The organism is Natrinema zhouii (assembly GCF_013456555.2).
Taxonomy (GTDB): domain Archaea; phylum Halobacteriota; class Halobacteria; order Halobacteriales; family Natrialbaceae; genus Natrinema; species Natrinema zhouii.
Genome location: NZ_CP059154.1, coordinates 3,331,070 through 3,356,796, shown reverse-complemented (window position 1 = coordinate 3,356,796; position 25,727 = coordinate 3,331,070). Strand labels below are relative to the sequence as shown.

Sequence of the window (25,727 nt, the reverse complement as noted above, 5' to 3'; positions counted from 1 at the left end):
GCAGCCGTCCGTCGGTCTCGCGCCGCGAGTGATATTCGAGACCGACGAGCGACGAGCTATCCGCTCGTTTTCTGAAAGATTAAGAGGGATGGGAACCGATCGCCGACTATGCCTGCACTGATCGACGCCGCCGTTCTCGCGACGGAAACGGAGCTACCAATGGATATCGTCGGCTGGAGCGCGCTCGCTCTGAGCCTGCTCGTAACGGTCGCCTGGATGGCTTACTTCTACCGCTGACGGCCCGATCTGGTTACGGAGACTCGACCTGCTCGCGGAGCCACGCGGCCGCTTCCGCGACGGTCGCTTCGTCGGTCCCCGTGAGTTCGATCCGGACCGACTCGCCCGGATAGCTCCCGACGGAGATGTCGTAGCGCTCGCGGAGGTCAGCGATCCGATCGAGGAGCGCGCTTTCGGGTTCGTCGGCGACGACCGCCTCGCGGTAGGTCGGCGTTCCCGTAAACTCTGAAGCGACCGTCTCGAACATCGCCTTCATCTCCGAGGGGACACCGGGAAGCACGTACACATCTTCGAGGACCGCGCCGGGAGCGACGCCGGTTTCGTTGTGGAGCGCCCGCGCGCCCGCCGGCAGGTCCGCCGTCCCCGTCGCGAGATCGTCGCGGGTGTAGCCGTTCGTCTCGAGCCAGGCGAGGGCGTCGTCGTGTTCCTCGAGCGAGCGTCCGAGCGCGGCCGCAACGCCCTCCATCGTGAGATCGTCGTGCGTCGGACCGAGTCCGCCGGTTACGATGACGGCGTCGTACTCCGCGCGGTACTCGTTGACGACGCGAGCGATATCGCCGACTCGGTCGGGAACCGTCGTGACGCGTTCGACGTCGACGCCGCGATCGTCGAGTTGCTCGCAGAGCCACGCGGCGTTCGTATTCGTCGTTCGTCCGGCGAGCAGTTCGTCGCCGACTGTTACGACCGCGACTTTCATACCGACTCGTTCGGGCCGAGTCCTCAAATGCGTCTCGACGCCGTCCCGTCATCGCTTTGTTCCCGATGCACCTCGAGTCGACCATCACCCCCAACGTAACGATCTCGAAATTCGAAAATACCTCCTATCGATAATTACTATATAACGTATCACTCTCGATGGCCATAAGATTCAATTATTGTAATTGATAACGAGCTGAGTATGTCTCGGAGTCGAACGGAAGGGAACGATGCTGATTCGACCACGGTACTCTCCGCGCTGGGCAACAAATACAGCGCAGAGATCCTCTGTGCGGCGGGAACACCGAAATCGGCGCAGGCACTGAGTACTGTCATCGAAATTCCGATCGCGACCTGCTATCGGCGAATTGAAGAACTCGTTGACGCGGGACTGTTGACCTGCGAGGGCCGGCAGCTCTCTGCGGAAGGGCGACGAACGAACATCTACCGCCGAACGCTCGACGAGATCGAGATCGACTTCTCGGACGATGAACCCGAGTTTTCGCGGAAACGTCGCACCGAGGCGAAAAACCGACTCCAGGACCAACGCAAGGACTGACACCGATTTCGACGCCGAGTCCCCGCTCTTTCTTCGCGGATCGACACGCTTCGTCACCGGTCGCAGCTCCTGGCACATCGCCGCCGATTCGGCAGACCGTTGGAAAGCAACCATCCTTAAGTATTCCTGAGAGAATACCCTACTATGACCGAACCAGTCGGAAACCGCGAGTCCGAATCGGCCGTCACGACGGACAACGATGTCGTCGGGAGTCATCGCGTCCTGCACGTCGGCCGCGACCGGCCGATCAGGATCAGCGCCGGCCACCGACTCAGGCACCATGACGGCAAGTGTTCGCGACCCCACGGCCACAACTACGAGGTCGCCGTCACCGTCGCGGGTCACCTGACCGAGGAGGGATGGATCGCCGACAAAGGAGATATTACCGACGTAATATCAGAGTGGGACCACATGTTCCTCCTCGAGGCCGGCGATCCGCTCGTCGAGGCCTTCGAGGCGACCGGCGACGACGACGGTGTCGTCGTCCTCGAGCGGCCGCCGACGGCCGAAGTGATGAGCGTGATTTTAGAGCGCAAACTCGAGGCGGTCCTGCCCGAGACGGTCACCGACGTCTCCGTACAGGTCAGCGAGACGAGCGAGCTCTGCGGAGGGAGCGAGTTCTGAGATGCCGGTTTCCGATTCAGTCAATCTCGAGAACGCGGCCGAAATCGAGGGCAAAGCCGAGGACGAGGAGTCCACCGAGGGGCTCCCGATCAACGAACTGTTCTCCTCGCTACAGGGAGAGGGAACGCTCGCCGGCGTCCCGTCGGTGTTCGTCCGCACGAGCGGCTGCAACCTCCGGTGCTGGTTCTGCGACTCCTATCACACCTCCTGGGAGCCGACCCACGCATGGCTCGGCCTCGAGGAAATCCTGGCGAAAATCGAGTCCTTCGACGCCGACCACGTCGTTCTCACCGGCGGCGAACCGCTGATTCACGAGGAGAGCGTCGCCCTGCTCGAGGAACTCGATGAGCGAGGCTACCACACCACCGTCGAGACCAACGGAACGATCTACCGGGACGCGCCGATCGATCTGGCCTCGGTCAGTCCGAAACTCGAGAGCAGTACGCCGACGCCCGAGCGCGATCCCAGCGGTGAAGGCGAGTGGGAAGCGCGCCACGAGAGCGATCGGATCGACATGGACTCGCTCGCGAGACTGGTCGAGGACTACGACTTTCAACTGAAGTTCGTCGTGACCGACGCCGAGGACATGCCGGAGATCCTCGACCTGCTCGCCGAGCTCCGCACCGTTGCCGATGCTCCGATCAGCGACGACGACGTGCTCTTGATGCCCGAAGGGGCGACTCGAGAGCGCCTCGCGGAGACCCGAACGGCGGTCGCCGACCTCGCGATGGAGTACGGCTTCCGGTACACGCCGCGATTGCACGTCGACCTCTGGAACGACGCCCCCGAGACGTGATTCGACGCTAATTGACTATGACCGACACGACACCCACCGATCCCACGACTGACGAATCGACAGCCAAACGCGCCGCCGTCCTCCTCTCGGGCGGCATGGATAGCGCCACCGCCGCCGCCGAGGCCCGCGAGCGAGGCTACGAGCTCTACGCCCTCCACACCTCTTACGGCCAGCGGACCGAGGACCGCGAACTCGAGTGCGCCCGCCGGCTCGCCGACGAGTTCGACGCGGCGGACTTCCTGCGGATCGAGACCGGTCACCTCTCGGCGATCGGTGCCTCGAGTCTCACCGACGACGAGATGGCCGTCGACGACGCGGACCTCGAGAGCGACGAGATCCCCTCGTCGTACGTCCCCTTCCGGAACGCGAACCTGCTCTCGATGGCCGTTTCCTACGCCGAAGCGAACGACTGCGAGGCGGTCTTCATCGGCGCGCACAGCGAGGATTTCTCCGGGTATCCCGACTGTCGACCCGACTTCTTCGAGGCCTTCGAGCGCGTGGTCGACGTCGGGACGAGACCCGAGACCGAGATTTCGATCGAAGCGCCGTTCGTCGACTGGTCGAAAACCGACATCGCCGAGTGCGGCGTGGAACACGGGGTTCCCTACGAGTACACCTGGAGTTGCTACCGCGAGAACGAGCCCGCCTGTGGCACCTGTGACGCGTGTGCGTTCCGGCTGCAGGCGTTCCAGAATATCGGCGTCCGCGACCCCATCGAGTACGCCGAGCGACCGTCGTACGCTGACGAAACTGACGGACTGTAATCCGCTTGCGATTCCTTGCGATCCGTCGCGGTCCCTGAAATCCGGACGGGTTCCGAAGCGCGATACAAACGTTTAATATCCGACACGTCGAACCGGTCGCTCGTGACGCGCTCCGTGGCCCGCTGGTTCCGAGACGATGACGGGGGCTGGCAGTTTCCCGAGGGGCGTCGCGGCGAGTTCGTGACGCTCGCACTCACCTTGCCGTGTTTGGCTGTGTTCATCCACGCCGATACGGGGCTCCCCCGCCCGACGGAGTACTGGCCGGCGATGATCCTCGGCGTTGGGTCCGGATTCCTGTACGCGACCTCCTATCGAGACGCGACCGTCGAACGTGTTCCCGATTGGGCCTCCATTGGACAGGTGGTTTCCCTCCTGGCTGGCGGGTTCGGTCTCACGCTCCTCCGGCTCGTTCACGTCGCCGATTCCACGGTCCTGTTCGTCCTCGCCGCCGGCGGGACGATCGTGGTGATCTACGGTGTCAGGCTTTGCTCGCCGTTCCATCCCGGCCTCGAGCCGCCGCGACGCGGCGTCGAATCGCCACCGACGGTCGAATCAAGTTCGAAGCGGGAGACGGCAATCGGGAGTCGTGACCGCTGACGCCGACCGTCGCTACCACGCTTCCTCGAGCATGCGTTTCACTCGTCGGCGTCGGTCCGTCGGCGCAGCCACTCGAGGGCGAGTGCCCCGCCAGCGATGCTCGTCCCGGCGGTAAATCCAGGGGTTTCGTCGGAATCGTCAGACGAGTTGGTATCGGTGTCGTCATCCGCTTCGTTCCCGGAGCCACCGATCGATTCGTTTCCGGCATCGACCGATTCGTTTCCGGCACCGGCTGATTCATTTCCGTTACCAGCCGATTCGTTTCCGTCACCAGCCGATTCGTTCCCGTCGTCGGAGGTGTTCTCGTCGCCGTCATCGCCCCCATCAACTCGATCTTCGCCGTCGGTCCGGATCGCGAACAGGGCATCACCGCTGACGTAGACGGTTTCGCCGACGACCGCCACCTGCCGCGGCTCCGTACCGGTGTCGACGTACCAATCGCCGCTTCCGTTCGTTCGGTCGAACGCGGTCACGCCGGATTCCTCGTGCCCCACGTAGACGGATTCGGAGTCGACGACCGCCGAAGTGAACGACCCGTCGCCGTCCGACGGTTGCCAGACGCGATCCCCCGTCTCCGAATCGTAGCCGGTGACGGTCTTCCGTTCGCCGTCTTCGTCGTCGGTCACGGCGTAGACGCGATCGCCGGTGAAGACGTCCAGCGAGTAGGAAGGAACCGTCGATCGTTTCGCACCGGTTTCGGCGTCGTAGACCGTTACGACGTCGTTTTTGACGGCAACGACGACACCGCTGGCGGCGATCGGATGGCCGGAAAAGGTGCTCGAGGCCCAGTCTTCGACGCGGTCCGTCCACCGCTCGTCCCCGGTTTCGACGTCCAGGGCGAACAGCTGATTGACGCCTAGGGCGAACACCGTCCCGTCGGCGACGGCGACGGAGTCTCGCTTAATGTAATCGCCTCGTTCCGTCCCGTCGTCAGTCGTCACTGTGCCCGGCGAGAACTGCCACTGCTGCTCGCCGCTGTGTGCGTCGAGCGCGTACAGGGCCCTGTCGGCGACGAGAAACACCAGTCCGTCCGCGACCGTGGGTGAAAAATTCGTTTCGGCCCCGAGGTCGCCCTTCTGCCAGCGGAGCTCTCCGGTCGCGGCGTCGAGCGCGGTCAGGTTCGGCTCTCCCCGCTCGCTGGTGACGTAAACCGTGTCGTGTGCGACCGCCGGTGGCCCCATAGCGACTACCGGCTCCTCCCGACTCGCTGTCGTAATTTCGGTTTCCCACTGGAGCGATCCGTCGGCCGCATCGATCGCACGCACCTGGCCGTCGTCAGCAATGAGGTAGACCGTCCCGTCGACGACGGCGAACGTGCCGCCGTGTTCGTACTCCCAGTCGACAGTGACCGGCGATTTCGGCCCGGTCGACTCCGGAACGAAGCCCGTGTTTCCCGCATCGCCGCGGATCGACGACCAACCGCTCGAGCCGTTTGCGGTCGCCGGTTCGTCGGCCGTCGAGTCACCGCCCGCGGTTTCGTCGTCCCCGGATCCGCCGCCGTCGGTTTCCTGGGCTGCTACCGTCCCCGTCGCCCCTGTTCCGACAGCAAGCGTGAGTCCAGCATACCGTAGCACGTTCCGTCTTTGGTACTCGCTCATACTCTATCCGAACGGCGGTATCGACCACTATTACTTATCGGTTCGATAACACTGTTCCATCTCGGAAACACGGGAGCGTGAACGGTTACGACAGCGGATTCCGCGGTAGAATACGTGGCAGTGTGACTGGCTACTGCCGTTTTTCAGGTACTCACCACGCCTGTTCGAGCACGCGCTCGATCACCGCGACGGAGGGGTCCAGCCCCGATGGCGCGTTCGCCATGAACGCGTCGTTCAGGATCGCTTCGGCGACCGCGGTGAACTCGTCCGGTTCGGGGCCGTCGACATCCCGAAGCCGCGATGGGAGTCCGAGCCCATCTCGAATCTCGGTGACCGCCTTGACGACCGCAGCGCCGTGATCCGCGGCCTCTCCGACGCCGAGCGCGTTCGCGAGGGTTCCCGATCGCGCGTCCACGCCCTTCGTTCCAAAGAGGTACTCGAGGACGTGGGGGACGACGATCCCGTGAGCGGCCCCCTGCTGAACGTCGCCCGTCCGCGTGAGTCCGTGGCCGAAAGCGTGGACGATCGAGAGCGTCGTCTCGCCGGGCCGCGAGATACCGTACTGGACGAGGACGATCCCCTCGAGGATCGTCTCGAAGGTCTCGACGTCGCGATCACCGTCGCCGAACGCTCGGAGCCCGTCCTCGAGTTTCTCGAGGCCGTGTCTCGCCGTCGCGTCGGTCACCGGCGTCGAATTACTCGCGTAAAGCGTCTCTATTCCCTTGTCGAAGCCGTTCATGGCTGAGCCCGCGAGCACCGATTCGGGCGTGGTCGCGACCAGTTCCGGATCGTAGAACGCGGCCGCGGGCATCAGACCGGGATCGGAGATTCCGCCGCCGAGTTCCTCGTCGACCAGACCGGACTCGGGCGACGCGGTGACGCCGGCGACCGTCGAGAGGTCGGCACCGGCCAGCGTCGTCGGAACCGCGACGATCGGAACCAGCCCCGCCTCGGGGACGGTGATCGTTCCCGTCTCGGCGAACTCGGCGGCCGCCTCTCGAGCCGTGCGGTCGCTCGCCGCCAGAACGCTGATGACTTTCGCGACGTCGAGACTGCTGCCGCCGCCGAGGCTGACGAGAACGTCGGCGTCGTCCATCCGCAGCCGCTCGCGGCCGTCGATCGCCGTCGCGAGCCGTTTCTTCGACGTCGTCTCGTCGAAGACGCCGGCCAGCCGGTCACCCAGCCCCGTCCTGACCGGATCGATCACGTCGGGCGTGCTCCCGACGGTCGAACCGCAGACGACCAGTGCCCGCTCAAGGCCCTGTGCCTCGAGTTCTGCCGCAAGGCCGTCGACGCAGCCGGCACCGAAGTTGATGGTCGCCGGCTCGTATTCGAATCGGAAGGCGGGATTGCGGTCGCTCGAGTCGGATGCGGTCATGGGCGCTCGTACGGACTGGGCAATGTTAAAGGCGCGAGCAGCGGCGATCCGCTCGAGTTCGTCGCGGGAGTCGACGACGGTGCCGAACGGACCCAGTTTATCGCTCGTTCCGATCGGCCCAGGGCCGCAGGATCGCGTGAACGGCCTCGTTCATCGGAACGTCGACATCGACCTCGCTCGCGTGCCGGACGACGGAGCCGTGCAGTGCGTCGAGTTCCAGCCGCTTGTCGTGTGTCAGGTCGTAGTGGAGCGACGAGTACATCCCCGGGTCCAGCTCCCGAGCGAACTCGAGCCACTCGTCGACGGTCCCGTCGGGGAGGTCGATTCCCGCCGCTCGAGCGACGGTACAGACCTCCTCGATGATCCGGCGGTACATCGCCCACGAGGCGTCCGTCTCGCGGAGTTCGCCGACCGGGAGTCGACTCGTGGCGGTCATCCCCGCCTGCGCACAGATGAACGCGAACTTCCGCCAGAGTTCGACCCGGATGTCCGTGGCGAGGACTGCGTCGATCCCATCGCTCGCCGACAGCGCGTCGTCGAGTCGTTCGATTCGGTCGGTTCGCTCGCCGTCGAGTTCGCCGTAGACGAATCGGGCCGGCCCGCCGGTGTGCTCGACGACGCCGGGCTCCACGATGGTTGAGAAGATGTAGGCGACGCCACCGACGACGTGTTCCTCGCCGATTTCGTCGGCGAGCCACCGTTCGTTGTCGACGCCGTTCTGGACGGAAACGACCGCCGTCTCCGCACCGAGCAGCGGAGCGAGAGCCGCGGCCGCGTCTTGCGTATCGTGGGCCTTCACGCAGAACAGGACAACGTCACACGGCCCGATGTCCGCCGGGTCGTCGGTCGCCGGCAGCTCGACCGACGTATCGCCGTGGATGCTCTCGACGCGCAAGCCGTCGGACTGGAGCGCAGCGAGGTGGTCGCCTCTCGCGACGAGATGGACCTCGTGGCCCGCGTCCGCGAGGCGAGCCCCGAGGTAGCCACCGACGCCGCCGGCACCGAATACAGCGATTTTCATACCCGTCGTATGAATAGGTCGGTCAAAGGGATTGTGGGCCTCCGGCCCTCAGCGACTCGAGTCAGTCTCCGCTCGAGTCGACGTTCGGCCCGTCGAATTCCGGCAACTGGGCCTCGATTTCCTTGCGCTCGTCCTCGAGCCACTCCGGGAGCGCCAGCCGTTCGCCCAACTCCTCGAGGGCCTCGTCTTCCGTGAAGCCGGGCCCGGTCGTCGCCATCTCGACGAGGACGCCGCCGGGCTCGCGCGTGTAGATCGACCGGAAGTACTTCCGGTCGATGACTTCGGAGGGCGACAGCCCCGCCGCGGCGAAGGCCTCGCGCCACTCCTCCTGTTCGTCGACGCTCTCGGCGACGAAGGCCACGTGGTGAACGGTTCCGACGCCCATCTGCCCGCGACCGGCGTCGGTCTCGACGAGGTCGACCAACGAGCCCGGACCGCCGGTCGCACTACGGTAGCGCCGACGGCCGTCCGCTTCGGCCTCGAGTTCGTAGCCGAGCACATCGGTCAGAATCGTCTCGGTCGGGCCGTAGTCGTCGACGGCGAGCGTCACGTTGTAGAACCCGCGGAGCTGGTGCTCGGTCGGAACCGGGCCGTCCTCCCACGGCGTCGCGTCGAACTCACCGTCGCTCGCGACTAACTCGAGTTCGATTCCGTCCGGGTCCGAAAACCGGAGCACGGTCTCGTCGAACCGTTCCTCCTCCTCGAACTCGATATCTTGGGACTCGAGGCGGTCGCGCCAGTAGTCGACCGAATCCGAAGAGATACCGTAGGCAGTCGTCTGCGTCTGTCCAGCGCCGAACCGGCCCTCGCGTCCCTGATCGGTCCACGGGAAGAACGTGATGTTCGTGCCGGGAGCGCCCTCGCCGTCGCCGAAGTAGAAGTGGTAGGTGCCCGTATCGTCGTGGTTGACGGTCTTCTTCACGAATCGCAGTCCGAGCGTCCCGACGTAGAAGTCGGCGTTCGCCTGCGGGTTGCCGGCGATCGCCGTGACGTGATGGAGTCCGGGCGTATCCGGTGACATTACCGTTCCTAGGGACTCCCCGCTTGAATCGTTTGCTCGCGTTCGTGTCACCCGGGGACGCGCGGGTTACCGGGCAGATCACCCGCTCGAGCAGGCACCTCGAGAGCGGCCGAATCAACAGCGACTGTTAACACCCAGCGGACGCAACGGCACGTATGAGCTGTCCATATCTCGAGTATCGCGACGGGTCGGACGACCCCGATCGCGACCCGTTCGACGAGGCACGGGCGTACTGCACGGCGGCAGACCGGTTCGTTCAGCCGATGCGAGCCGATATCTGCAACGACCGCTACGACCTCGTCCACGACCGCGACTGCGAGATCTATCGGGAACACGCCGACGACGCCGAATCGGCGGAGAGCGGCGAGCCAGCAGCGGGAGCCGACGGAACGGGGGCTGAAAACGCGTGACCTATCAGGAGTTCCTCGCCGGTGAGCCGGTCGTCGTCACGGCGGCGCTGACCGGTGGCGTCCACGGGAAGGAGACGACACCCCATCTCCCCGAGACGCCCGAGGAAATCGGGAAGGCGGCAGCTGAGGCGGAGGCCGCTGGCGCAGCAGTCGTCCACGTCCACGCGCGCCGCCCGAACGGCGAGCGGACCTTCGCGACCGAGCGGTTCCAGGAGATCGACGACGCCATTCGCCGGTACGCCGACGACGTGATCATTCAGCACTCCACCGGCGGAACGGGCGCGCCGGACGAGGATCGGCACTTCCCGCTGCGAACCGACCCGGCACCGGAGATGGCCTCGCTCGATATGGGGCCGCTGAACCGCTACGACCACCTCACCAGCGAGAACACCCGCGGGCTGGTCGACTCGCTCCACGAGGAGATGGTCGAGCGCGGCATCAAGCCCGAACTCGAGGTGTTCAACGACGGCCATCTCAACGAGGTCCACGGCCTGCTCGAGCGCCGCGACCTCGCCGATCCTGTCTACGCGACGCTGATCTTCGGCCCTGGAACGCTGACCCCGCCGCGCCCGCGGAACTTCCTGAACGCGGTGGACAATCTGCCGGAGGGTGCACTGTTCAACACGCTCGGCTTCGGCCGCCACCAGTTGCCGTTCGCGACGATGGGGCTGCTATTCGGCGGCAACGTCCGGGTGGGACTCGAGGACAACGTCTACTATCGGCGAGGGGAACTCGCGGAGAGCAACGCGCAACTGGTTGAGCGCGTCGTCCGCGTCGCGGAGGAACTGGGCCGCGAGGTCGCGACGCCGGCGCAGGCGCGGGAGATTCTCGGGCTCTAGGTGTTGACTTGGCCACCTGTGAAGCGCGGTTCAGACCCGATAGAGAGCAGGAATCGTCCCATCAGAAGCACACTGACGAGCGTCAGCGCGCCGAAGATGACGATTTGCGGGAGCGGTACCGGTTGGCCGTCGCGGACCATGAACAGCGACATCGCCAGCACGGCCCCGCCGAGGGTCGCGATCTTGACGAGGAGGACCGCCGTGAACGCGTATCCCCACGCCCGGCGCTGTCGGAGCCAGTACGCCGAGAGGGCGAATGCGGGCACGACGACGCCGAGATCGAGCGAGTAGATGGCCGACGTCGGGAGCCCGGCGTCGGCGATGCTCGGCGGCGTCGTCCCCGAAACGGTCGCCGGCAGGATTTCCGACAGCCAGAGCAGCGAGATCAGGACGACCAGCAACAGCTGGAACCCGACGTACGCGCGGATCGATGTCTCACCGATTCGCCTTTTCAGCGAGGGTGCATCGAGTCGAACCGTTCCGCCGACGAACGTGAACAGCGTTAGCCAGAGCAGCGCGACGTAGACGAGGTAGAGCTCGTTGAACGCGGTCATGAACGCGTACGAGGCGTACGTGTACAGCAGGTAGCCGGTGACGCCGAGCCACGAGACGTATCCCCTGAGCGAGCCTCGAGCGGCGAAGAACAGCGAGACGGCCAGCGCGGGGACGGCGACGACGAGCGTCAGCAGGTCTTGGCCGTACACCTGCGGGAGCAGTACCGGCGCGTCTCGGTAGAAGCCGGGGACGAACAGCCCCACCAGCGTCGCAACGACCGTCAGAACGAGCGTCGCGAGCGATGCGAGTCTGTACGAACGTGGAACGGCGGTTTGAGACGCGGCCATTCGAGTCAGTTCGCGCTGCCTTCTTCGGGCGGTCTCAGGCCGAGGCGCCCCTCGACGAACGCGGCGAAGTCCGCGGCGAAGGCGTCGACCTCGTCCCAGTCGGTGTACTCGTAGTCGCGGGAGGTGTCCGTATCGCCGGTCGCGTCCGTAGCGATCCGTTTCATCACGAGCCGCTTGAGGAAGCCGTACTTCGAGTAGCGGAGCGCGCCCCCGAAGCGGGCGATTCGATCGGGCTGCCAGTCGGTCTCCTCGAGAAACGCATCGACGTAGCCCGCCGCTTCCGCGCGTCGGGTTTCGTCGCTCACGGCGTCGGACAGAGACAGCTGGAAGAACGCCGTCGGACGGGCGGCCAGCGTCTCGCGGGTAGTTCGCACGAAGTCCCGAACTGCCGGCTGGTGGTTCCCCACGTGAATCGACGCGCCGACGAGCACGGCATCGTATTGCTCGCAGTCGAAGTCCGCCGGAATCTCGTCGGCGTTCATCACGGTGGCATCGTGGCCGCGGTCGGCGAGCACGTCGCCGATGCGATCGGCGACTGTCGCCGTCTGTCCCTCACTGGTACCGTAACTGACGAGAATCGAGACCATCGTCGCTCTCCGTTGCAATACGGTCTTCGACCCGATAAAAGAGGCGGGCGGAACCCGCCTCACTGCGCCGGACTCGAGCGACGGAAGCGGGGCCACGGACCCAAACGATTAGCCGGATCCGGTAGTAGATTCGGTATGGACGTTCTCGAGGCGCTCCGAGCCGAGTCCGGCGTCGTCGCCGTCGTCGGTGCGGGCGGCAAGAAGACGACGCTCTATACGCTTGCCGCACGCGCCGCAAGCGATCGCTCCCTGCGAGCGGTCGTGACGGCGACGGTTCGGATCCCGATCTTCGATCGACACGTCGAGGAGGTCACCGTAACAGACGATCCGGTCGCGGCCCTCGAGCGAGCGGACGCGTGGCCCGTCGGCGTCGTCCCGGAACGGGAGGGTGAGGACCGGTACGTGGGGTACGATCCCGAAGCCGTCGACGACATCGCGGCGGCCGACGTCGCCGATCTCGTTCTCGTCAAGGCCGACGGCGCGCGGACGCGGGAGTTCAAGGCACCGAACGAGCGCGAACCACAGCTTCCTCCACACGTCGACACCGTCGTCCCGATCGCGAGCGTGCAGGCCGTCGGAAAGCGGCTCTCGGCTGACCACGTCCACCGGCCGGAGCGAGTGGCGGCGATTACCGGGCTCAGTCGCGGCGACGCAATCGGGCCCGAAGACATCGCTCGAGTACTCGCGAGCGAGCGCGGCGGACTCAAGGGAGTGCCAGCGGAGGCGACGGTCGTCCCGCTCCTCAACAAGGTCGACGACGCCGACCTGCAGGCCACCGCCGAGGAAATAGGAAAGGAGTTGCTCGAGCGAGCGCCGGCCGTCTCCCGAGTGGTACTGGCACGGATGATCGACGACGATCCAGTCGTCGACGTCCTTGAGTCGTAGCTCCGGTCCCGTCACTCCCCCTCGAGTCGCTCGAGCGCCGCCTCGAACTCCTCGCGCGTGTTAACGTTCTCGAACGTCTCGAGCGGCGCGTACTCGCGTACCTCGTCCTCGTCGACGACGACGTAGTCGAGGTCCAGCAGGGGCTCGACGACTCTGCGCTCGTCGTGCTCAAGGGCGCGATCGCAGGCGTCGGCCATCGGCTCGGCTCGATAGACCGCCTGCGTCGTCTGAAACCACTGGTCCTCGAGCCGCGGCACCGCGGCCTCGTGGCCGGCCGCCCGGTCGAAGAGGTGATCGACGAGGGCTGGCTCGACGAAGGGCATGTCGCAGGCGACGACGACGGCGTACTCCGCCGTCGCCTCACCGAGTCCGGTCATGATCCCCGCCATCGGTCCACGGTCGGGGATCGGATCGACCGCGAACGAGGCGTCGGGTCCGCCCTCGAGCGCCGCTCGTATCGCCGGAATCTGCTCGTCCCGGCAGTTGACGACGAGCTCGTCGACGGTCGGATCGATCCGGTCGACGACGCGGCGGATCATCGGCGTGCCGGCGAGGTCGACGACGGCCTTGTCCGCCTCGCCGAAGCGGGTCGAGTAGCCGCCGGCGAGAACGACGCCCGCTCGCTCAGTTCGGCGGGTCTCGTGGGACATGATCGACCGTTGGTCGAGCGATAGCAAAAGTGTGCGGTCGCGGTCCCGGCGTGGACGCGGCTGCAGCCGCGTTCATCGTTCAGTCCGACAGCCGCCATAGCGCGCGGTACAACGTCCAGAGGTCGCAGTCGAATCGGTCGGCGAGCGAGCGACAGCGCTCGAGGTAGGTCTCGTACTGCGAAACCGACGGCGGATCCGGGTACGGGTGAGGAAGTTCGTCCGCGTCCCGGAGCGTCGACCACTCGCGGGGGCCGACGACGACGAACTCGTCGGGGTCGATAAACATGCAAAACGCCGAGGCGACGGGGACATCGACGGCCTCGAGGGCGGTCAACGAGTCGATTCCCGCAGTGGCGTCGCTCGCGTCGACGGCGTCGGCGATGGCGACTCTGACGGCCTCGAAGTCATTGGTCCGGAATCGCTCTTCTGCGTCCCGTCGCTCGTCGTCGGGGTAGTCGCCGAGAAACCGCCGGTAGTACCACCTGACGACCCAGGCCGCGTCCCGCCGGCCGTACTCGCCCGACTCGAACGCTGCCGGGAGCGTCTCGAGATTCTCTTCCTCGACGGCGTACAGGGGTTCTCGATTGCGGTATTCGCGTGCCTGGGATTCCACGAGCGACCGCGTGAGCTCCATCGTGTCATAGTTTCGCACGTGCGACCGTCAGCGTTTCGCTGCCGAGCACTTCCGTTTGATCCGTCGCTCGCCGCAACTTACTGCCTGCATGGTAGAAAACCTCATGCACGCTCGGATAGTGAGATGCGTCTAACGGGTGCGATACCTGGAGGCACTACAGATGTCCAGCGATCAACAGGAGCCAATCAAGACGATCTGTCCGTACTGTGGCGTTGGGTGTGGAATCAAGGTACAGCCGGGCGAGGAGCCCGGTGACGTGCAGTTCATGCCGTGGGGTGACGCCCCGGTCAACGAGGGGCGCATCTGCATCAAAGGCGGTGCGGCGACGGAGGTCGTCGACCACGAGGACCGACTCACCGAGCCGCTGATCAAGGAGGACAGCGACGAGCAACGCTCGTCTGGCAGCCGAACGTCGTTCGGCGATAGCGAGTTCCGCGAGGCCTCCTGGGAGGAGGCCTACGAGTATATCGTCGGCGAACTCGAGCGGATTCGCGAGGAGTACGGCCCGGACGCGATGGGCTTTTTCGGCTCCTCGAAGGTGATGAACGAGGAGAACTACCTCCTCCAGAAGCTGGCGCGGCGCTACGGCACCAACAACGTCGACAACTGCACGCGAATGTGTCACGCCTCGACAGTCTGGGCGCTCCGGACGAGTCTGGGCGCGGGAGCGATGACCAACAGCATGCGGGACCTCCGCGAGGAGGCCGACGTGTTCTGGATCCAGGGGGCGAACCCCGGCGAGCAACATCCGATCGCCAACAGCCAGTACTTCCGACAGGCCGTCCTCGAGGGCGCGACCGTCATTCAGGTCGATCCGCACGCGAACAAGACGACACGGTCGTTCCAGATCGACGACACCGACCGTCACCAGCACCTGCAGCTGAACCCGGGAACGGACATCCCGCTGCTCAACATCGTCCTGAAGACGATCCTCGAGAAGCACGAGGCAAACCCCGACGAGGGCTGGATCGACGAGGAATTCATCGAGGAGCGAACCGAGGGATTCAACCACCTCGTCGAGACGCTCGAGGACTTCGACAAGGAAGCCGCGGCCGAGGAGTGTGGCGTGCCACTGGAAGCAATCGAACTGGCCGCCGAAAAGTACGCGACGGCCGACAACGCGGCCATCTTCACCGGCATGGGGATGAGCCAGCACGCCTGCGGCGTCGACAACGTGCAAAACGAGATCAACCTGGCGCTGATCACGGGTAACCTCGGGCGACCCGGTACGGGCGTCAACCCGCTGCGCGGGCAGAACAACGTCCAGGGGACCTGTGACGTCGGCGCGATGCCGAACGTGCTGCCGGGCTATCAGCTGGTCGACGACGACGAGGCCCGCGAGTCCGTCGAGGAGGTCTGGGGCTTCGAGATTCCGGACGAGCCCGGACTCACGAACGTCGAAATCTCCTACGAGGCCGGCGACTCGATCAAGGGTCTCTATGTCATGGGCGAGAACCCCGTGATGAGCGAACCCGACGCCAACGCCGTCGCCGAACGGCTCGCGGACCTCGAGTTCACGGTCGTCCAGGACATCTTCCCGACCGAAACCGCGGAGTACGCCGACGTCATCCTCCCGGCGACGACCTGGGCCGAGCGCGGCGGCACCGTCACCAACACCGACCGCCGCGTCCAGCGGATGCGCGGCGTCGGAAAAGTCCACGAGAACACGAAGCACGACCGGGAGATTCTGAGCGAGATCGGGACGCGACTCTTCGATTCGGGCTTCGACTTCGAGGATCCCGAGGAAATCTTCGAGGAACTCCGCCAGGTCTGTCCCAGCTACCACGGGATGACCTACGACCTGCTGGGCGAGGAGGGACTCCACTGGCCCTGCTACGAACCCGGCGACGAGGGCGACCCGTTCCTCTACGAACACGAGTTCGACACCGAGAGCGGTCTCGGCCAGATCGAGGGCGTCGCCCACCAGCCGCCGGCCGAGACGCCCGACGACGAGTACCCGCTGATCCTCACGACCGCGCGCCTCGAGGAACACTACAACACCGGGACGATGAGCACGCGATCGCCGACGCTCAACAAGCAGACCCCGGAGAACTTCGTCGACGTGCATCCGGCCGACGCCGAGCGCTACGGCATCGAGGACGGCGAGTACGTCCGCCTGCGCTCGAGGCGGGGCGAGATCACGCTCGAGGCGCAGGTCACCGAGGACACCAAGGAGGGGGTCGTCTGGACGACGCCGCACTTCGCGGCCGCCTCGGCGAACAAGCTCACGAACCACGTGCTCGACGAGCGCTCGAAGATCCCCGAGTACAAGGCCGCCGCCGCGGAGATCGACGTCGATATCGAACCTCTCGGCGAAACCGCGGATCCGGCGGCCGGCGACGACTGAGACGGCCGTGTGACGTGGCTCGGTTCCTACGGGTCGGACGCCGAGTCGTTCGCGGCTGTCACCCCGGCCAACTCGAGCCACGGGTCGGCGCTCGACTCGGTGACAACGACCTCGACCAGCGGCCGATCACACGCCTCGCAGACGGATCGAATCCCGACGCGGGGCCGCCGACAGCAGTGCTCGAGGCGTTCAGCTGTCGTCGTCACCCCACTGTCGCAGGCCGGACAGCGGTCTCGAAGCAGTCGCAGTCCCGTCAGGAGGTCGCGACGCTCGTCGACCTCGAGTGCGTCCCATCCCTCGAGCCGGGTTCGGAGTTCGGCCGCCGCGGCCACGTCCGCCGCGAGCGCCGCGGTCGACTCCCATCGGACCTGCTTTCGACCGTCGAGAACGTACGACGCGTCGCCGAGTCGCCTGATTTCGTCCGCGCCGAGCATCGAGCGAACGGCGTCCGAACGCGATTCGGGGTCGCCGTCGCGCGATAGTCGCTCGTTCCACTGCTGCCGAAAGGACGGTGTCAGTCGGATCCCGTCCCCTTGCTCAGTTGCAACGGTGGTGGCAGTTAGAACGCTCTCGAGAGTGTCGGGCGAGACCGTCTCGACCGTTAGGGTGTCCGATGGGGATTTGCCAAACATGGCGAGAACGCGATCCGGAAGATACCGTCGGGTGAGCGTCGGGGTCCCCGGAACGAGATAGCCACGGAGGCGGATGAGTCCCAGAAAGACGGTGAGCGCGAATGCGCCGACGAGCGCAGTGGTCGCGACACCGATCCCGATCGCGAGAGTGATCGCAATGACGACGTTGACCGCCGTACACGGGAGACACCGGTTTTCACCGGTGTACGCGGGCTGCTCGAGTCGCGCGAGGACGTCGGGAAGATCGATCACCGGCTACCACTATCGATCGGTACGCGCCGAACGGTGAAAAACTGCTGCCGGACTCGCACTGAGGAGGTTGAGGGGGTTGCGTTCGGCGGCAGCGGTGACGGCCCGCTGTCCCGACCGTGTGCAACGAGAACCGGTGCTCGCTCCGAGAAGGCGACCGCTACAGCCGGTAACCGACACCATATCGAATCCCGGCCGCTCTGAGGGCTGGTTGCTGTGATGCGACGCAGGTGGAGCAGCCCGAAACCGGTTTGTTCGCAACTTTATCTATTGTAGGCGTACTCTCATTTAGACAGTCCGTAGCACTCCGGAATTCTTTGGTAAGCATTATCAAAACACGTAATGGAGTTCTTTGTGGCGTGGTATCATGACACAAATATCCACTGCGTCAGATATGACGGTCGCGGAACAACGCGATCTGGCGACGGCTCTCGGCGTCGACACCCCAGGGGACGGGGCGGTCACGTGGGAGCTACTCGCCGGACAGATCGAACCGCGGTCCGACTCGGCGTTCGCCTCTCGAGGCGAAGCGATCCGGGCCGACCTTGCCGGGCGACTCGATCACGAGTTGCTCGAACGAGAACGCGAGAACATCGCGGACGAAATAAGCGGGTTACTGGACGTCCGCGATGTCGGCGTCCCGGACGAACCGAGCGGACTGTATACGGACGTCGCAGCACCCGGCTGGCGACTGTACGACCACCTGCTCGAGGTGGACTTCTTCGAGAGTCTCGACGAGAACCTGCCGCGGTTCACGGCGGACCACATCGAGACCACGGCGCGCGAACTCCTTCTCGCGGACCCCCTGTCGTCGTCGCTCGACGACGTCGGGTTCGACGAGTCGGAGAAGACGGCACTGCTGCTCGACGTAGCGAACAACGACGAACGGCTCGCTCGCTGGGTCCCGTCGAACCAGATTCCGGACGGCGTCGAGTTCGAGACGGAGACCATCCCGCCGCTCCACCAGCGCGCGATGGGCGGGGCGCTGCTGTGGATCCGCGGGCTCGACAGACACCTCTGGCAGAACGAGGTGATGATCACCGACGAGATCCTCGACGATGCGGTCAGATACGTCAAGGCGATGCTGGGCGGGCTGTTCGTGACGGCGACCGCTGCGTGCGACCTCGCCGGGGACGGGCAGTTCACGGACGAACAGTTGACCGCCGCGCTCACCGCGGGCTCGGCCGTCCAGATCGTCAGCCAGGAGGAGTTGCTGCACACCGTCTTCTACATCAGGGACGACATGCGCGCTCCGAGCAAACTGAGGTGATTCCGTATGGCACTACGCAACGACAGGGCCGTTCAGGCCGCACGTAACATCGAACTGCGAGAAATCGAAGACGGCTATACACTGGTCGGGGGCCCCGACGATTCGGTCACCGAACAGCACGATACTGACCGAATTCCGGAAGGCGACGTCGATCAGGAGATGCTGAGCAACACCGGGGACGATCCCGAGTCGTGGCTCATGTACGGCGGGAACTACGAACAGCACCGGGCCACGCCCGCCGACGTCATCACCCCCGAGAACGTCGGCGACCTCGAGCTCGAGTACGAGCTGTCGGTCGGGACGGGCTCGAGCATGGAGGGGACACCCATCGTGGTTCCGGGCGATCCGCCGGTCATGTACCAGACGAACGGACCCAACCACATGAAGGCGATCGACCCCCGCGAGGGAGAGGTCCTCTGGAGCTACACCTACGCGGTCCCGATCGGGGTCGAACTGTGTTGTGACGACAACAACCGCGGGGCCGCCGTCTACGGCGACAAGGTGTACATGACGACGCTCGACTCGGGCGTCGTCGCGCTGAATCGGTACACCGGCGAGGAGGAGTGGTACACGAGCACGGCCGACCACGAAGAGGGGTACTCCGCGACGTGGGCACCGGTGATCCGTGACGGGACGATTTACACGGGCAGCGCCGGCGGCGAGTACGGCGTGCTCGGGTTCATGGCCGCGCTCGACGCCGAGAGCGGTGAGATTCAGTGGCAGACCGAGACGCTCCCGGAAGACGAGTGGGTCGGCGCGAGTCGAGAGCACGGCTGTGGGACGACCTGGATGACGCCGACGATCGACGAGGATCGCGAGGTCCTCTACACGGCGGTCGCGAATCCCGGGCCGGACTTCGACGGCACGGTACGGCCGGGACCGAACTTCCCCACCTGCGGAACCATCTCGCTGGACCTCGAGAGCGGCGAGTGGGAGTGGGGATTCCAGAGTAGCCCGCACGACGTCTGGGACTACGACGCGGTCGCGCCGCGGGTGCTGATTCGCGATGTAGACGTCGACGACGGACCGTCGGAGATGGTCGTCGGCTCGGACAAGACCGGCTGGGTGTACATGATGGACGCCGAGTCCGGCCAGCTCCACGAGCGCAGCGAGGAGATCTGCCAGCACATCAATATGTGGGAGATGATTCCCCACCTCAGCTCGGACGAGCGGATCCCGTTCGTCCCAGGCGCGCCGGGGGGCAACGACTGGCAGCCGCCGTCGTACAACCCGGAAACCGGATACGTGTACGTCGTCCACCAGAACTTCCCGCAGGACCTGATGTGGCGCTACGAGGAGTACAGCGAGGGCAACCCCTACTGGGGCGGCGATCTCTCCGACCCGGCCGAGGAGTTCCCCGACGAGTGGAACGAGAACATCACCGCGTTCGCCGCGGTCGATCCGGCGACGGGCGAGCGCGTCTGGCGCGAGTGGATCGAGAGCGAGGACGACCACTACATGTGGGGCGGGTCGCTGTCGACCGCGACCGGACTCGTGTTTAACGGCACCCAGAACGGTAATTTCGTCGCCTACGACGGCGAGAGCGGCGAGCGCCTCTGGGAGCACGAGTTCGACGTGCCGATCAGCGCCTCGCCGATGAGCTGGTACGACCCGGGCGAAGAGAAGCAGTACGTCGCCGTGCAGGTCGGCGGCAGCGGCTGGCTCCGACAGGGACCACGCGGCGACACGCTCGCCGTGTTCTCGATGGATGCGTGATCGAAACTAGACCATACAATCACACAATACAACAATGGCGAACGAACAACGCTCACGTGACGTTTCACGTCGCGGCGTGCTAAAGGGGACGGCTGCGCTCACGGGAACGGCTGCGATGGCCGGCACCGCAGGCGCATACCGCGACGAGCTCGACTTCCCGCTCCCGGCCACGCAGAACGACGGCGAGGGGCGAACGCTCTCGCTGCTCGGCATCGTCGGCGGCTGGGTCGGTGTCGCACCCGCGGAAGTCGACGGTCAATCGAACCCGACGCTGCGACTGATCGAAGGCGAAGAACACGAAATCGTCTGGACCAACGGCGATGGCTCACGCCACAACTTCACCCTCGCGGACGAAGACGGCGAGGTGATCGAATCGACGGACTTCGTCGAAGAGCAAGGCGAGTCCACCTCCCTCACGTTCACCGCTGAAGAGGGAATGTCGGAGTATTACTGCGTCCCGCACCCGGTCCAGATGCGCGGCCCGGTCGAACTCGTCGACGCGGACGAAGTCCACGAGCTACGGGTGCGAGTCGAAGACGAGAACGGCGACCCGCTCGGCGCAGAGGTGTTCGTCGGGGACCACCATTCCTTCTCCAACGTCATCGCGCGGCCGAGCCCGTCCGAAGAGCAAACGGAGGAATCGGAAGCAGAAGAGACGGATCCGGATCGAGCGATGGGTGCGGAGGAGGAAGCGGAAGAGACGACGCCGGAAGCGAACCAAACTGCGGAGACAGATGACGATCAGAGTGACGGAGGCGAAGCGCAAGACAACGGAGGCGGAGAGCAGGAAGACCCGCCGGCGGTCGCCCGCTTCGACATGCTCGAGGACGGCGAGTACGACGTCGAGATCTGGACCTACGGCCACGAACGGATTACGGACACGGTGACGATCGATGGCAGCGACAGAGAGTTCGTCGCGACGCTATCGGCCATCGAACCCGGCGACCCGACCGAGACCTACTCGATGCAACTCGAGGAGGGCCAGTGGGTCGGCCAATCGCCCGACTCGATCGCCGACGAGACGAACCCGACGCTCGAACTCGAGGCGGGTGAAACCTACGCGGTCGAGTGGGAGAACGCGATCGGTCGCCACCAGCCGGAGGCGGAGAGCAGAACGTACGAACCCCTCCCGGGTCACAATTTCGCAATCGCCAGCGGCGGTGAGACGAACCAGTGGAACACGTACGTCCGGTCGGACTTCACTGACGAGGAAGGTGCGACCCAAAGCGTCGAGTTCGTCGCCAATGAAGAGATGGGCGTCTACCTCGACCAATCGCAACTCGATGCGGTCGGTGAGATTACCGTCAGCGGAGGGGGTGGCGAAACGACCGGCGACTGAAACCGTTCTGCCGCTCGACGATCCTCGTTTTTCTTCGGTGCTCCCGTCTCGGTTAGAACGTTCGATGCGGACGCCGATACTCTCGAGGCCCTCGCATCGTCCGAATTGATGGAACTGATGCGGATCGAACCACTCGGACCGCATCATGCGATCACGAGCGAACACTCCAACGGTAGGACGGTCGGCCGCGATGAGGCGGTTCGACGGGAGTACCGGTTCCTCGATCAAGTTGGTGAGGCGTCGCACCGTCGGTTCGTTTCCGAAGAAATGGGAGTTCCCCCTCGAGCAGCCCCGGTGGCTGTCGAGCGGTCCGGAGCGTCACCAGCGAAGCCAGCTCTGTCCGGTTTCGGCGCGGTAGTCCGGCGTCCACGTCAGGTACGGATGGACGGAAAACTCGCGGCGGGACGTTACGAGGAGAGTTCGTCGAATCTGTCGACGCCGGATTCCGCGACGTCCATGTCCTGCTCGACCGCTCCCCCGCTCACACCGATCGACCCGACGACGTCACCGTCTCGCATCAGCGGGTAGCCGCCGCCGAAGATGACCATCCGTCCCTGATTGGTGTTCTGCAGACCGTACAGCGATTCGCCCGGCCGGGTTGGATCGGCCAGTTCGTCCGTCGGCATATCCAGGGCGGCCGCCGTGTAGGCTTTGTTCCGCGAAATGTCGACCGACGCGAGCCACGCGCCGTCCATCCGGTGTTGGGCGACGAGGTTTCCTTCGGAATTCGCGACCGTGATCACCATGGGATTGTCGATCTCTTGGGCTCGCTGTTCGGCTGCGTCGATGATCTCCTTCGCCGTTTCGAGACGTACTGTGTCAACCATGCGGGTTTTTCCCACACTCTAGAGCGCTATAAACACCCTCTGTGAAAAAACTCATATATCTGGCACACTCACCTGTACGTTTCACTTAATATGGCTATTCACACTCATAAAACGTGGAATTTGTGAGTACTGTTAGTGTTCGCACGAACATTTACAACAGTGCTTGTGGTCCGTTCACCGAGGCTTGATATCAAATGTCAATGGACGCCGTCGTATACCAGGGACCGCACGACGTGGCCGTCGAGCAAGTCGACGAACCCGAGATCGAACACGAGAACGACATCATCGTTGACATTACGACGACCTGCATCTGTGGCTCGGACCTCCACATGTACGAGGGACGAACCGCGGCCGACCCGGGGATCGTCTTCGGTCACGAGAACATGGGGAACGTGATCGAGACCGGCGATGCCGTCACGTCGCTCGAGGAGGGCGACCGGGTCGTGATGCCGTTCAACGTGGCCTGCGGGTTCTGCCGGAACTGTGAGAACGGCTACACCGGGTTCTGTACCAACGTCAACCCCGGCTTCGCCGGTGGTGCGTACGGGTACGTCGCGATGGGGCCGTACAAGGGCGGCCAGGCCGAGAAACTCCGGGTTCCGTACGCCGACTTCAACGCGCTGAAGCTACCGGAGGGTGACGAGCACGAGGACTCCTTCGCGCTCCTCGCGGACATCTTCCCGACGGGGTGGCACGGTACCCGACTCGCGAACCTCAAACCCGGCGAATCGATCGCGATCTTCGGAGCCGGTCCCGTCGGCCTGATGGCCGCCTATAGCGCCAAGATTCAGGGGGCGTCGGAAATTTACATCGTCGACCGCGTCGAGAGCCGCCTCGAGTTAGCCGAGGACCACTGTGACGCGCGTCCGATCAACTTCGAGGAGAGCGATCCGGTCGAGCAGATCAAAGACCTGCACGGCGGGGGCGTCGACAACGGCGTCGACGCGGTGGGCTATCAGGCGATCGACCCCGAGACGGATCCGACTGACGACGCCTACGATCCGGCCCGCGAAAACCCCGCGGTCGTGCTCAATCAACTCATCCAGACCGTCCGACCGACCGGCGCACTCGGGATTCCGGGACTGTACGTCCCGTCGGACCCCGGTGCGCCCGACGAGATGGCGGCACAGGGCCGTCTCGGCATCGACTTCGGCAAGGCCTTCGAAAAGGGATTGAAGTTGGGTACCGGGCAGACGAACGTCAAGGAGTACAATCGAGAGCTACGAGACATGATCATCGAGGGGCGCGCCGACCCCAGCTGGGTCGTCTCCCACCGCGTCGACCTCGACCGCGCGCCGGAGATGTACGAGAAGTTCGACGAACGCGAGGAAGGCGTCATTAAAGTCTTGCTCGAGCCATAGCCGTTCCGCCGGATCGGACCGGGATCTCGCCCGGTCCGCCAGCGAGCCCAACGTTAGCTTCGCAGCCACGCTGTCGGGTGTTCGTCGCGAAGGTGATCCTGATACCGTTTGATCAGTTCCGGATAGGATCCCGCAGCCCCGTGCCACTCGCAGCGATCGCACTCCCGTTCGACCGTGTCGCTTGCGCTACTAACGTATCCGCCTCGTCGATTCGTGCTCATCGTCGCTCCCTCGCGACGCCCGAGTTTTGCTGTCCCATTCGGCGATCACTCGCGTTCGATGCCGTCGCATCTTTGCTCTGTCGCTTGCGACCGATTCGACTGTGCCTCGAGCGGCAAAACTGGTATGTCGTCGACTGACGTAACCCGATGCATGTGCCAGTACTGCAGCTACTCCCTACACGACGGCTGGACGCGGCTGCTCGAGTACGACGATATCTATCAGGACGCCCTTCCCGACCGGACGGCGGATCAGTCGACGCACGGCTTTCACGAGTCCTGGGCGGAACTCAGTGACCAACTGGAGTCGTAGGAACGGGTAGCAGCTACAGCGGGAACGGATCGGCCACCGCTTCCGTTTCCTCCGTCTCGTCGCCGTCGAGTACGCACGCCTCGAGTTCCTCGCGAATTCGTTCCTCGTTCATTTCTCGGCCGATGAACACCAGTTGCGTACGACGGTCGTCGTCCGGCCGCCACTCGCCGATCGGACCGGCCCTGACGGACGGCCCGGCCTGACTGACGCCGATCACCTCCTCGCGGTTCGCGACGTGACAGACCCCCTTGGCGCGGACGATCGATCCGTCCCAGTCCTCGAGCCAGGCCGCGAGTCGCTCCGGGTGGAACGGTCGGTCGGACCGGAAGACGAACGAGGAGACGCCGTGGCGCTCGGCGGCGCGTCGCTCCTCGTCGTGAGTGTGCGCCTCGTGGTCGTGGCCCTCCCCGCGCAGGTGGCGTTTCCACCCCTGGGAGCGCTTCGCCGTCTCGAAGTCGAATCGACCGGTGTCGAGAATGACGTCCGGATCTACCTCGCAGTAGGTCGTTCGAAGCCGTTTCGCCCGCGATTGGAGGGTCTCGATGACCGATTCGATCCCCTCAAGGACATCGTCGGGAACCATATCGGCCTTGTTGAGCAGCAGGACGTCGCAGAACTCAATTCCCTCGACGAGAACTTCGCTCAACGGTCGGTCCTCGTCGGGTTGGGCACCTTCCGGTAGCTGCGCCCCGGAGTCGAACTCCTTCCAGAACCCGTACGTATCGAGGACGGTCACCATCGTATCTAGCCGAAACAGCGTCGTCGGGTCCACGTCACTGGCGTCCGTTCCTTCGGTGAACACCTGCGCGACGGGAATCGGTTCGCTGATCCCCGACGACTCGACCAGCAGGTAGTCGAACGCTCTGCTCTCTGCCAGTTGCGCTGCCTCCTCGAGCAGGTCGCCCTGTAACCGACAGCAGATACAGCCGTTCGAGAGGTCCACGATTCCCTCGTCGTCGTTCTCTCGTGCGATCAGTTCCGCGTCGACGTTCACCTCGCCCATGTCGTTGACGAGCACCGCCACCCGTCGGTCGCCCGGATTCGACAGCACGTGATTGATCAGCGTCGTCTTTCCCGCACCGAGATAGCCGCTGACGACGGTGACGGGAATCGTGTCCTTTCGTGACATGATATATAGGGCATCACGAGCGGAGCGCTACTAAGTAACCGGGTGGTTCGCGCTGACAGTCTCGAGCGTGAAACTGTCCGTCACCGGCTGAGACGCGCTCTCGAAACGCTTCCGGGCCGAAAGTCGTCTTCCCACTGAATTCGGTACTGACCTCCATCTCGGGCGATTCGTAAGGCACCGTTTCGCAA

Annotated in this window: 28 protein-coding genes; 15 read left to right on the top strand and 13 right to left on the bottom strand. The window is 64.8% G+C overall.

Features of this window, described 5'->3' with window-relative positions; all coding sequences use genetic code 11:
• The first annotated feature begins 108 nt into the window (after positions 1 to 108).
• The gene (locus HYG81_RS45425; RefSeq protein ID WP_255647621.1) at positions 109 to 237 is read left to right on the top strand and encodes a hypothetical protein; all 129 of its coding nucleotides are present in this window, start codon (positions 109 to 111) and stop codon (positions 235 to 237) included.
• Positions 238 to 250: 13 nt separating this feature from the next.
• Here HYG81_RS45425 and HYG81_RS35445 read toward each other — a convergent pair whose 3' ends face one another.
• Entirely contained in the window at positions 251 to 934 is a 684-nt protein-coding gene (locus HYG81_RS35445) for a competence/damage-inducible protein A (RefSeq protein ID WP_180840862.1), read from the bottom strand.
• Between the two features lie 201 nt (positions 935 to 1,135).
• Between HYG81_RS35445 and HYG81_RS35440 the strand changes: the two genes are divergently transcribed.
• The 5 genes from HYG81_RS35440 (at position 1,136) to HYG81_RS35420 (ending at position 4,273) form a co-directional block, all read left to right on the top strand.
• Positions 1,136 to 1,492, top strand: a complete 357-nt coding sequence (locus HYG81_RS35440; RefSeq protein WP_180840861.1) for a winged helix-turn-helix domain-containing protein — start codon at positions 1,136 to 1,138, stop codon at positions 1,490 to 1,492.
• A gap of 144 nt (positions 1,493 to 1,636) precedes the next feature.
• Positions 1,637 to 2,116: a 6-pyruvoyl trahydropterin synthase family protein gene (locus HYG81_RS35435; protein ID WP_180840860.1), complete on the top strand. Its 480-nt coding sequence runs from the start codon at positions 1,637 to 1,639 to the stop codon at positions 2,114 to 2,116.
• 1 nt (position 2,117) lies between these two features.
• A complete protein-coding gene (locus HYG81_RS35430; RefSeq protein ID WP_180840859.1) occupies positions 2,118 to 2,912 on the top strand; it encodes a 7-carboxy-7-deazaguanine synthase QueE in 795 nt (264 codons plus the stop codon).
• 17 nt (positions 2,913 to 2,929) lie between these two features.
• Positions 2,930 to 3,676, top strand: a complete 747-nt coding sequence (queC, locus tag HYG81_RS35425) for a 7-cyano-7-deazaguanine synthase QueC (protein ID WP_180840858.1) — start codon at positions 2,930 to 2,932, stop codon at positions 3,674 to 3,676.
• A 102-nt stretch (positions 3,677 to 3,778) separates the two neighbouring features.
• Positions 3,779 to 4,273: a hypothetical protein gene (locus tag HYG81_RS35420; protein ID WP_226375974.1), complete on the top strand. Its 495-nt coding sequence runs from the start codon at positions 3,779 to 3,781 to the stop codon at positions 4,271 to 4,273.
• Positions 4,274 to 4,311: 38 nt separating this feature from the next.
• Here HYG81_RS35420 and HYG81_RS35415 read toward each other — a convergent pair whose 3' ends face one another.
• From HYG81_RS35415 to HYG81_RS35400, 4 genes are all read right to left on the bottom strand, one after another.
• Positions 4,312 to 5,871: a PQQ-binding-like beta-propeller repeat protein gene (locus HYG81_RS35415; RefSeq protein ID WP_180840857.1), complete on the bottom strand. Its 1,560-nt coding sequence runs from the start codon at positions 5,869 to 5,871 to the stop codon at positions 4,312 to 4,314.
• Positions 5,872 to 6,022: 151 nt separating this feature from the next.
• Positions 6,023 to 7,249, bottom strand: a complete 1,227-nt coding sequence (locus tag HYG81_RS35410; RefSeq protein ID WP_180840856.1) for an iron-containing alcohol dehydrogenase family protein — start codon at positions 7,247 to 7,249, stop codon at positions 6,023 to 6,025.
• A gap of 97 nt (positions 7,250 to 7,346) precedes the next feature.
• Positions 7,347 to 8,270 (bottom strand): 2-dehydropantoate 2-reductase, encoded by a 924-nt coding sequence (locus HYG81_RS35405; protein ID WP_180840855.1) that lies wholly within the window; start codon positions 8,268 to 8,270, stop codon positions 7,347 to 7,349.
• Between the two features lie 61 nt (positions 8,271 to 8,331).
• Positions 8,332 to 9,291 (bottom strand): ring-cleaving dioxygenase, encoded by a 960-nt coding sequence (locus HYG81_RS35400; protein WP_180840854.1) that lies wholly within the window; start codon positions 9,289 to 9,291, stop codon positions 8,332 to 8,334.
• A gap of 155 nt (positions 9,292 to 9,446) precedes the next feature.
• Between HYG81_RS35400 and HYG81_RS35395 the strand changes: the two genes are divergently transcribed.
• Positions 9,447 to 9,701 carry a hypothetical protein gene (locus HYG81_RS35395; protein WP_180840853.1) on the top strand — a complete coding sequence of 85 codons (255 nt, stop codon included), beginning with the start codon at positions 9,447 to 9,449 and terminating at the stop codon, positions 9,699 to 9,701.
• Entirely contained in the window at positions 9,698 to 10,540 is an 843-nt protein-coding gene (locus HYG81_RS35390) for a beta-keto acid cleavage family enzyme (RefSeq protein WP_180840852.1), read from the top strand. The genes HYG81_RS35395 and HYG81_RS35390 overlap by 4 nt, the downstream gene beginning before the upstream one ends.
• On the opposite strand, the gene HYG81_RS35385 is transcribed toward HYG81_RS35390, so the two are convergent.
• Together HYG81_RS35385 and HYG81_RS35380 are read right to left on the bottom strand one after the other, a co-directional pair.
• On the bottom strand, positions 10,537 to 11,382 hold the full coding sequence (locus HYG81_RS35385; protein WP_180840851.1) for a hypothetical protein: 846 nt from the start codon (positions 11,380 to 11,382) through the stop codon (positions 10,537 to 10,539). The two genes, HYG81_RS35390 and HYG81_RS35385, sit on opposite strands and share 4 nt — an antisense overlap.
• 5 nt (positions 11,383 to 11,387) lie before the next feature.
• Positions 11,388 to 11,969: a flavodoxin domain-containing protein gene (locus HYG81_RS35380; protein WP_180840850.1), complete on the bottom strand. Its 582-nt coding sequence runs from the start codon at positions 11,967 to 11,969 to the stop codon at positions 11,388 to 11,390.
• A 135-nt stretch (positions 11,970 to 12,104) separates the two neighbouring features.
• On the opposite strand from HYG81_RS35380, the gene yqeC reads away from it, so the two are divergent.
• Complete coding sequence (gene yqeC, locus HYG81_RS35375) at positions 12,105 to 12,854, top strand: selenium cofactor biosynthesis protein YqeC (protein ID WP_180840849.1); 750 nt, start codon at positions 12,105 to 12,107, stop codon at positions 12,852 to 12,854.
• 11 nt (positions 12,855 to 12,865) lie between these two features.
• Here the strand turns inward: yqeC and mobA are convergent, their stop codons facing one another.
• The gene (gene mobA / locus HYG81_RS35370; protein WP_180840848.1) at positions 12,866 to 13,504 is read right to left on the bottom strand and encodes a molybdenum cofactor guanylyltransferase; all 639 of its coding nucleotides are present in this window, start codon (positions 13,502 to 13,504) and stop codon (positions 12,866 to 12,868) included.
• Positions 13,505 to 13,583: 79 nt separating this feature from the next.
• On the bottom strand, positions 13,584 to 14,138 hold the full coding sequence (locus tag HYG81_RS35365; RefSeq protein WP_180840847.1) for a hypothetical protein: 555 nt from the start codon (positions 14,136 to 14,138) through the stop codon (positions 13,584 to 13,586).
• A 160-nt stretch (positions 14,139 to 14,298) separates the two neighbouring features.
• Between HYG81_RS35365 and fdhF the strand changes: the two genes are divergently transcribed.
• Complete coding sequence (fdhF, locus tag HYG81_RS35360) at positions 14,299 to 16,485, top strand: formate dehydrogenase subunit alpha (protein WP_180840846.1); 2,187 nt, start codon at positions 14,299 to 14,301, stop codon at positions 16,483 to 16,485.
• A 26-nt stretch (positions 16,486 to 16,511) separates the two neighbouring features.
• Here the strand turns inward: fdhF and HYG81_RS35355 are convergent, their stop codons facing one another.
• Positions 16,512 to 17,369 (bottom strand): DUF8054 domain-containing protein, encoded by an 858-nt coding sequence (locus HYG81_RS35355; RefSeq protein ID WP_180840845.1) that lies wholly within the window; start codon positions 17,367 to 17,369, stop codon positions 16,512 to 16,514.
• A 391-nt stretch (positions 17,370 to 17,760) separates the two neighbouring features.
• Here HYG81_RS35355 and HYG81_RS35350 point away from each other — a divergent pair, with 391 nt between their 5' ends.
• The 3 genes from HYG81_RS35350 to HYG81_RS35340 are packed head-to-tail and all read left to right on the top strand — an operon-like array spanning position 17,761 to position 21,691.
• On the top strand, positions 17,761 to 18,636 hold the full coding sequence (locus tag HYG81_RS35350; RefSeq protein WP_180840844.1) for a hypothetical protein: 876 nt from the start codon (positions 17,761 to 17,763) through the stop codon (positions 18,634 to 18,636).
• A 6-nt stretch (positions 18,637 to 18,642) separates the two neighbouring features.
• Positions 18,643 to 20,352: a pyrroloquinoline quinone-dependent dehydrogenase gene (locus tag HYG81_RS35345; RefSeq protein WP_180840843.1), complete on the top strand. Its 1,710-nt coding sequence runs from the start codon at positions 18,643 to 18,645 to the stop codon at positions 20,350 to 20,352.
• Between the two features lie 34 nt (positions 20,353 to 20,386).
• Positions 20,387 to 21,691, top strand: coding sequence for a cupredoxin domain-containing protein (locus tag HYG81_RS35340; protein ID WP_180840842.1), 1,305 nt, complete (start codon positions 20,387 to 20,389; stop codon positions 21,689 to 21,691).
• A 407-nt stretch (positions 21,692 to 22,098) separates the two neighbouring features.
• Here the strand turns inward: HYG81_RS35340 and HYG81_RS35335 are convergent, their stop codons facing one another.
• Positions 22,099 to 22,518 (bottom strand): GlcG/HbpS family heme-binding protein, encoded by a 420-nt coding sequence (locus tag HYG81_RS35335; protein ID WP_180840841.1) that lies wholly within the window; start codon positions 22,516 to 22,518, stop codon positions 22,099 to 22,101.
• Positions 22,519 to 22,718: 200 nt separating this feature from the next.
• Here HYG81_RS35335 and HYG81_RS35330 point away from each other — a divergent pair, with 200 nt between their 5' ends.
• A complete protein-coding gene (locus tag HYG81_RS35330) occupies positions 22,719 to 23,879 on the top strand; it encodes a glutathione-independent formaldehyde dehydrogenase (protein WP_180840840.1) in 1,161 nt (386 codons plus the stop codon).
• A 53-nt stretch (positions 23,880 to 23,932) separates the two neighbouring features.
• On the opposite strand, the gene HYG81_RS35325 is transcribed toward HYG81_RS35330, so the two are convergent.
• Positions 23,933 to 24,100 (bottom strand): hypothetical protein, encoded by a 168-nt coding sequence (locus tag HYG81_RS35325; protein ID WP_180840839.1) that lies wholly within the window; start codon positions 24,098 to 24,100, stop codon positions 23,933 to 23,935.
• A gap of 151 nt (positions 24,101 to 24,251) precedes the next feature.
• Between HYG81_RS35325 and HYG81_RS35320 the strand changes: the two genes are divergently transcribed.
• Positions 24,252 to 24,410 carry a hypothetical protein gene (locus tag HYG81_RS35320; protein ID WP_175416423.1) on the top strand — a complete coding sequence of 53 codons (159 nt, stop codon included), beginning with the start codon at positions 24,252 to 24,254 and terminating at the stop codon, positions 24,408 to 24,410.
• Positions 24,411 to 24,423: 13 nt separating this feature from the next.
• On the opposite strand, the gene HYG81_RS35315 is transcribed toward HYG81_RS35320, so the two are convergent.
• Positions 24,424 to 25,539: a CobW family GTP-binding protein gene (locus HYG81_RS35315; RefSeq protein WP_180840838.1), complete on the bottom strand. Its 1,116-nt coding sequence runs from the start codon at positions 25,537 to 25,539 to the stop codon at positions 24,424 to 24,426.
• Between the last annotated feature and the right edge of the window lie 188 nt (positions 25,540 to 25,727).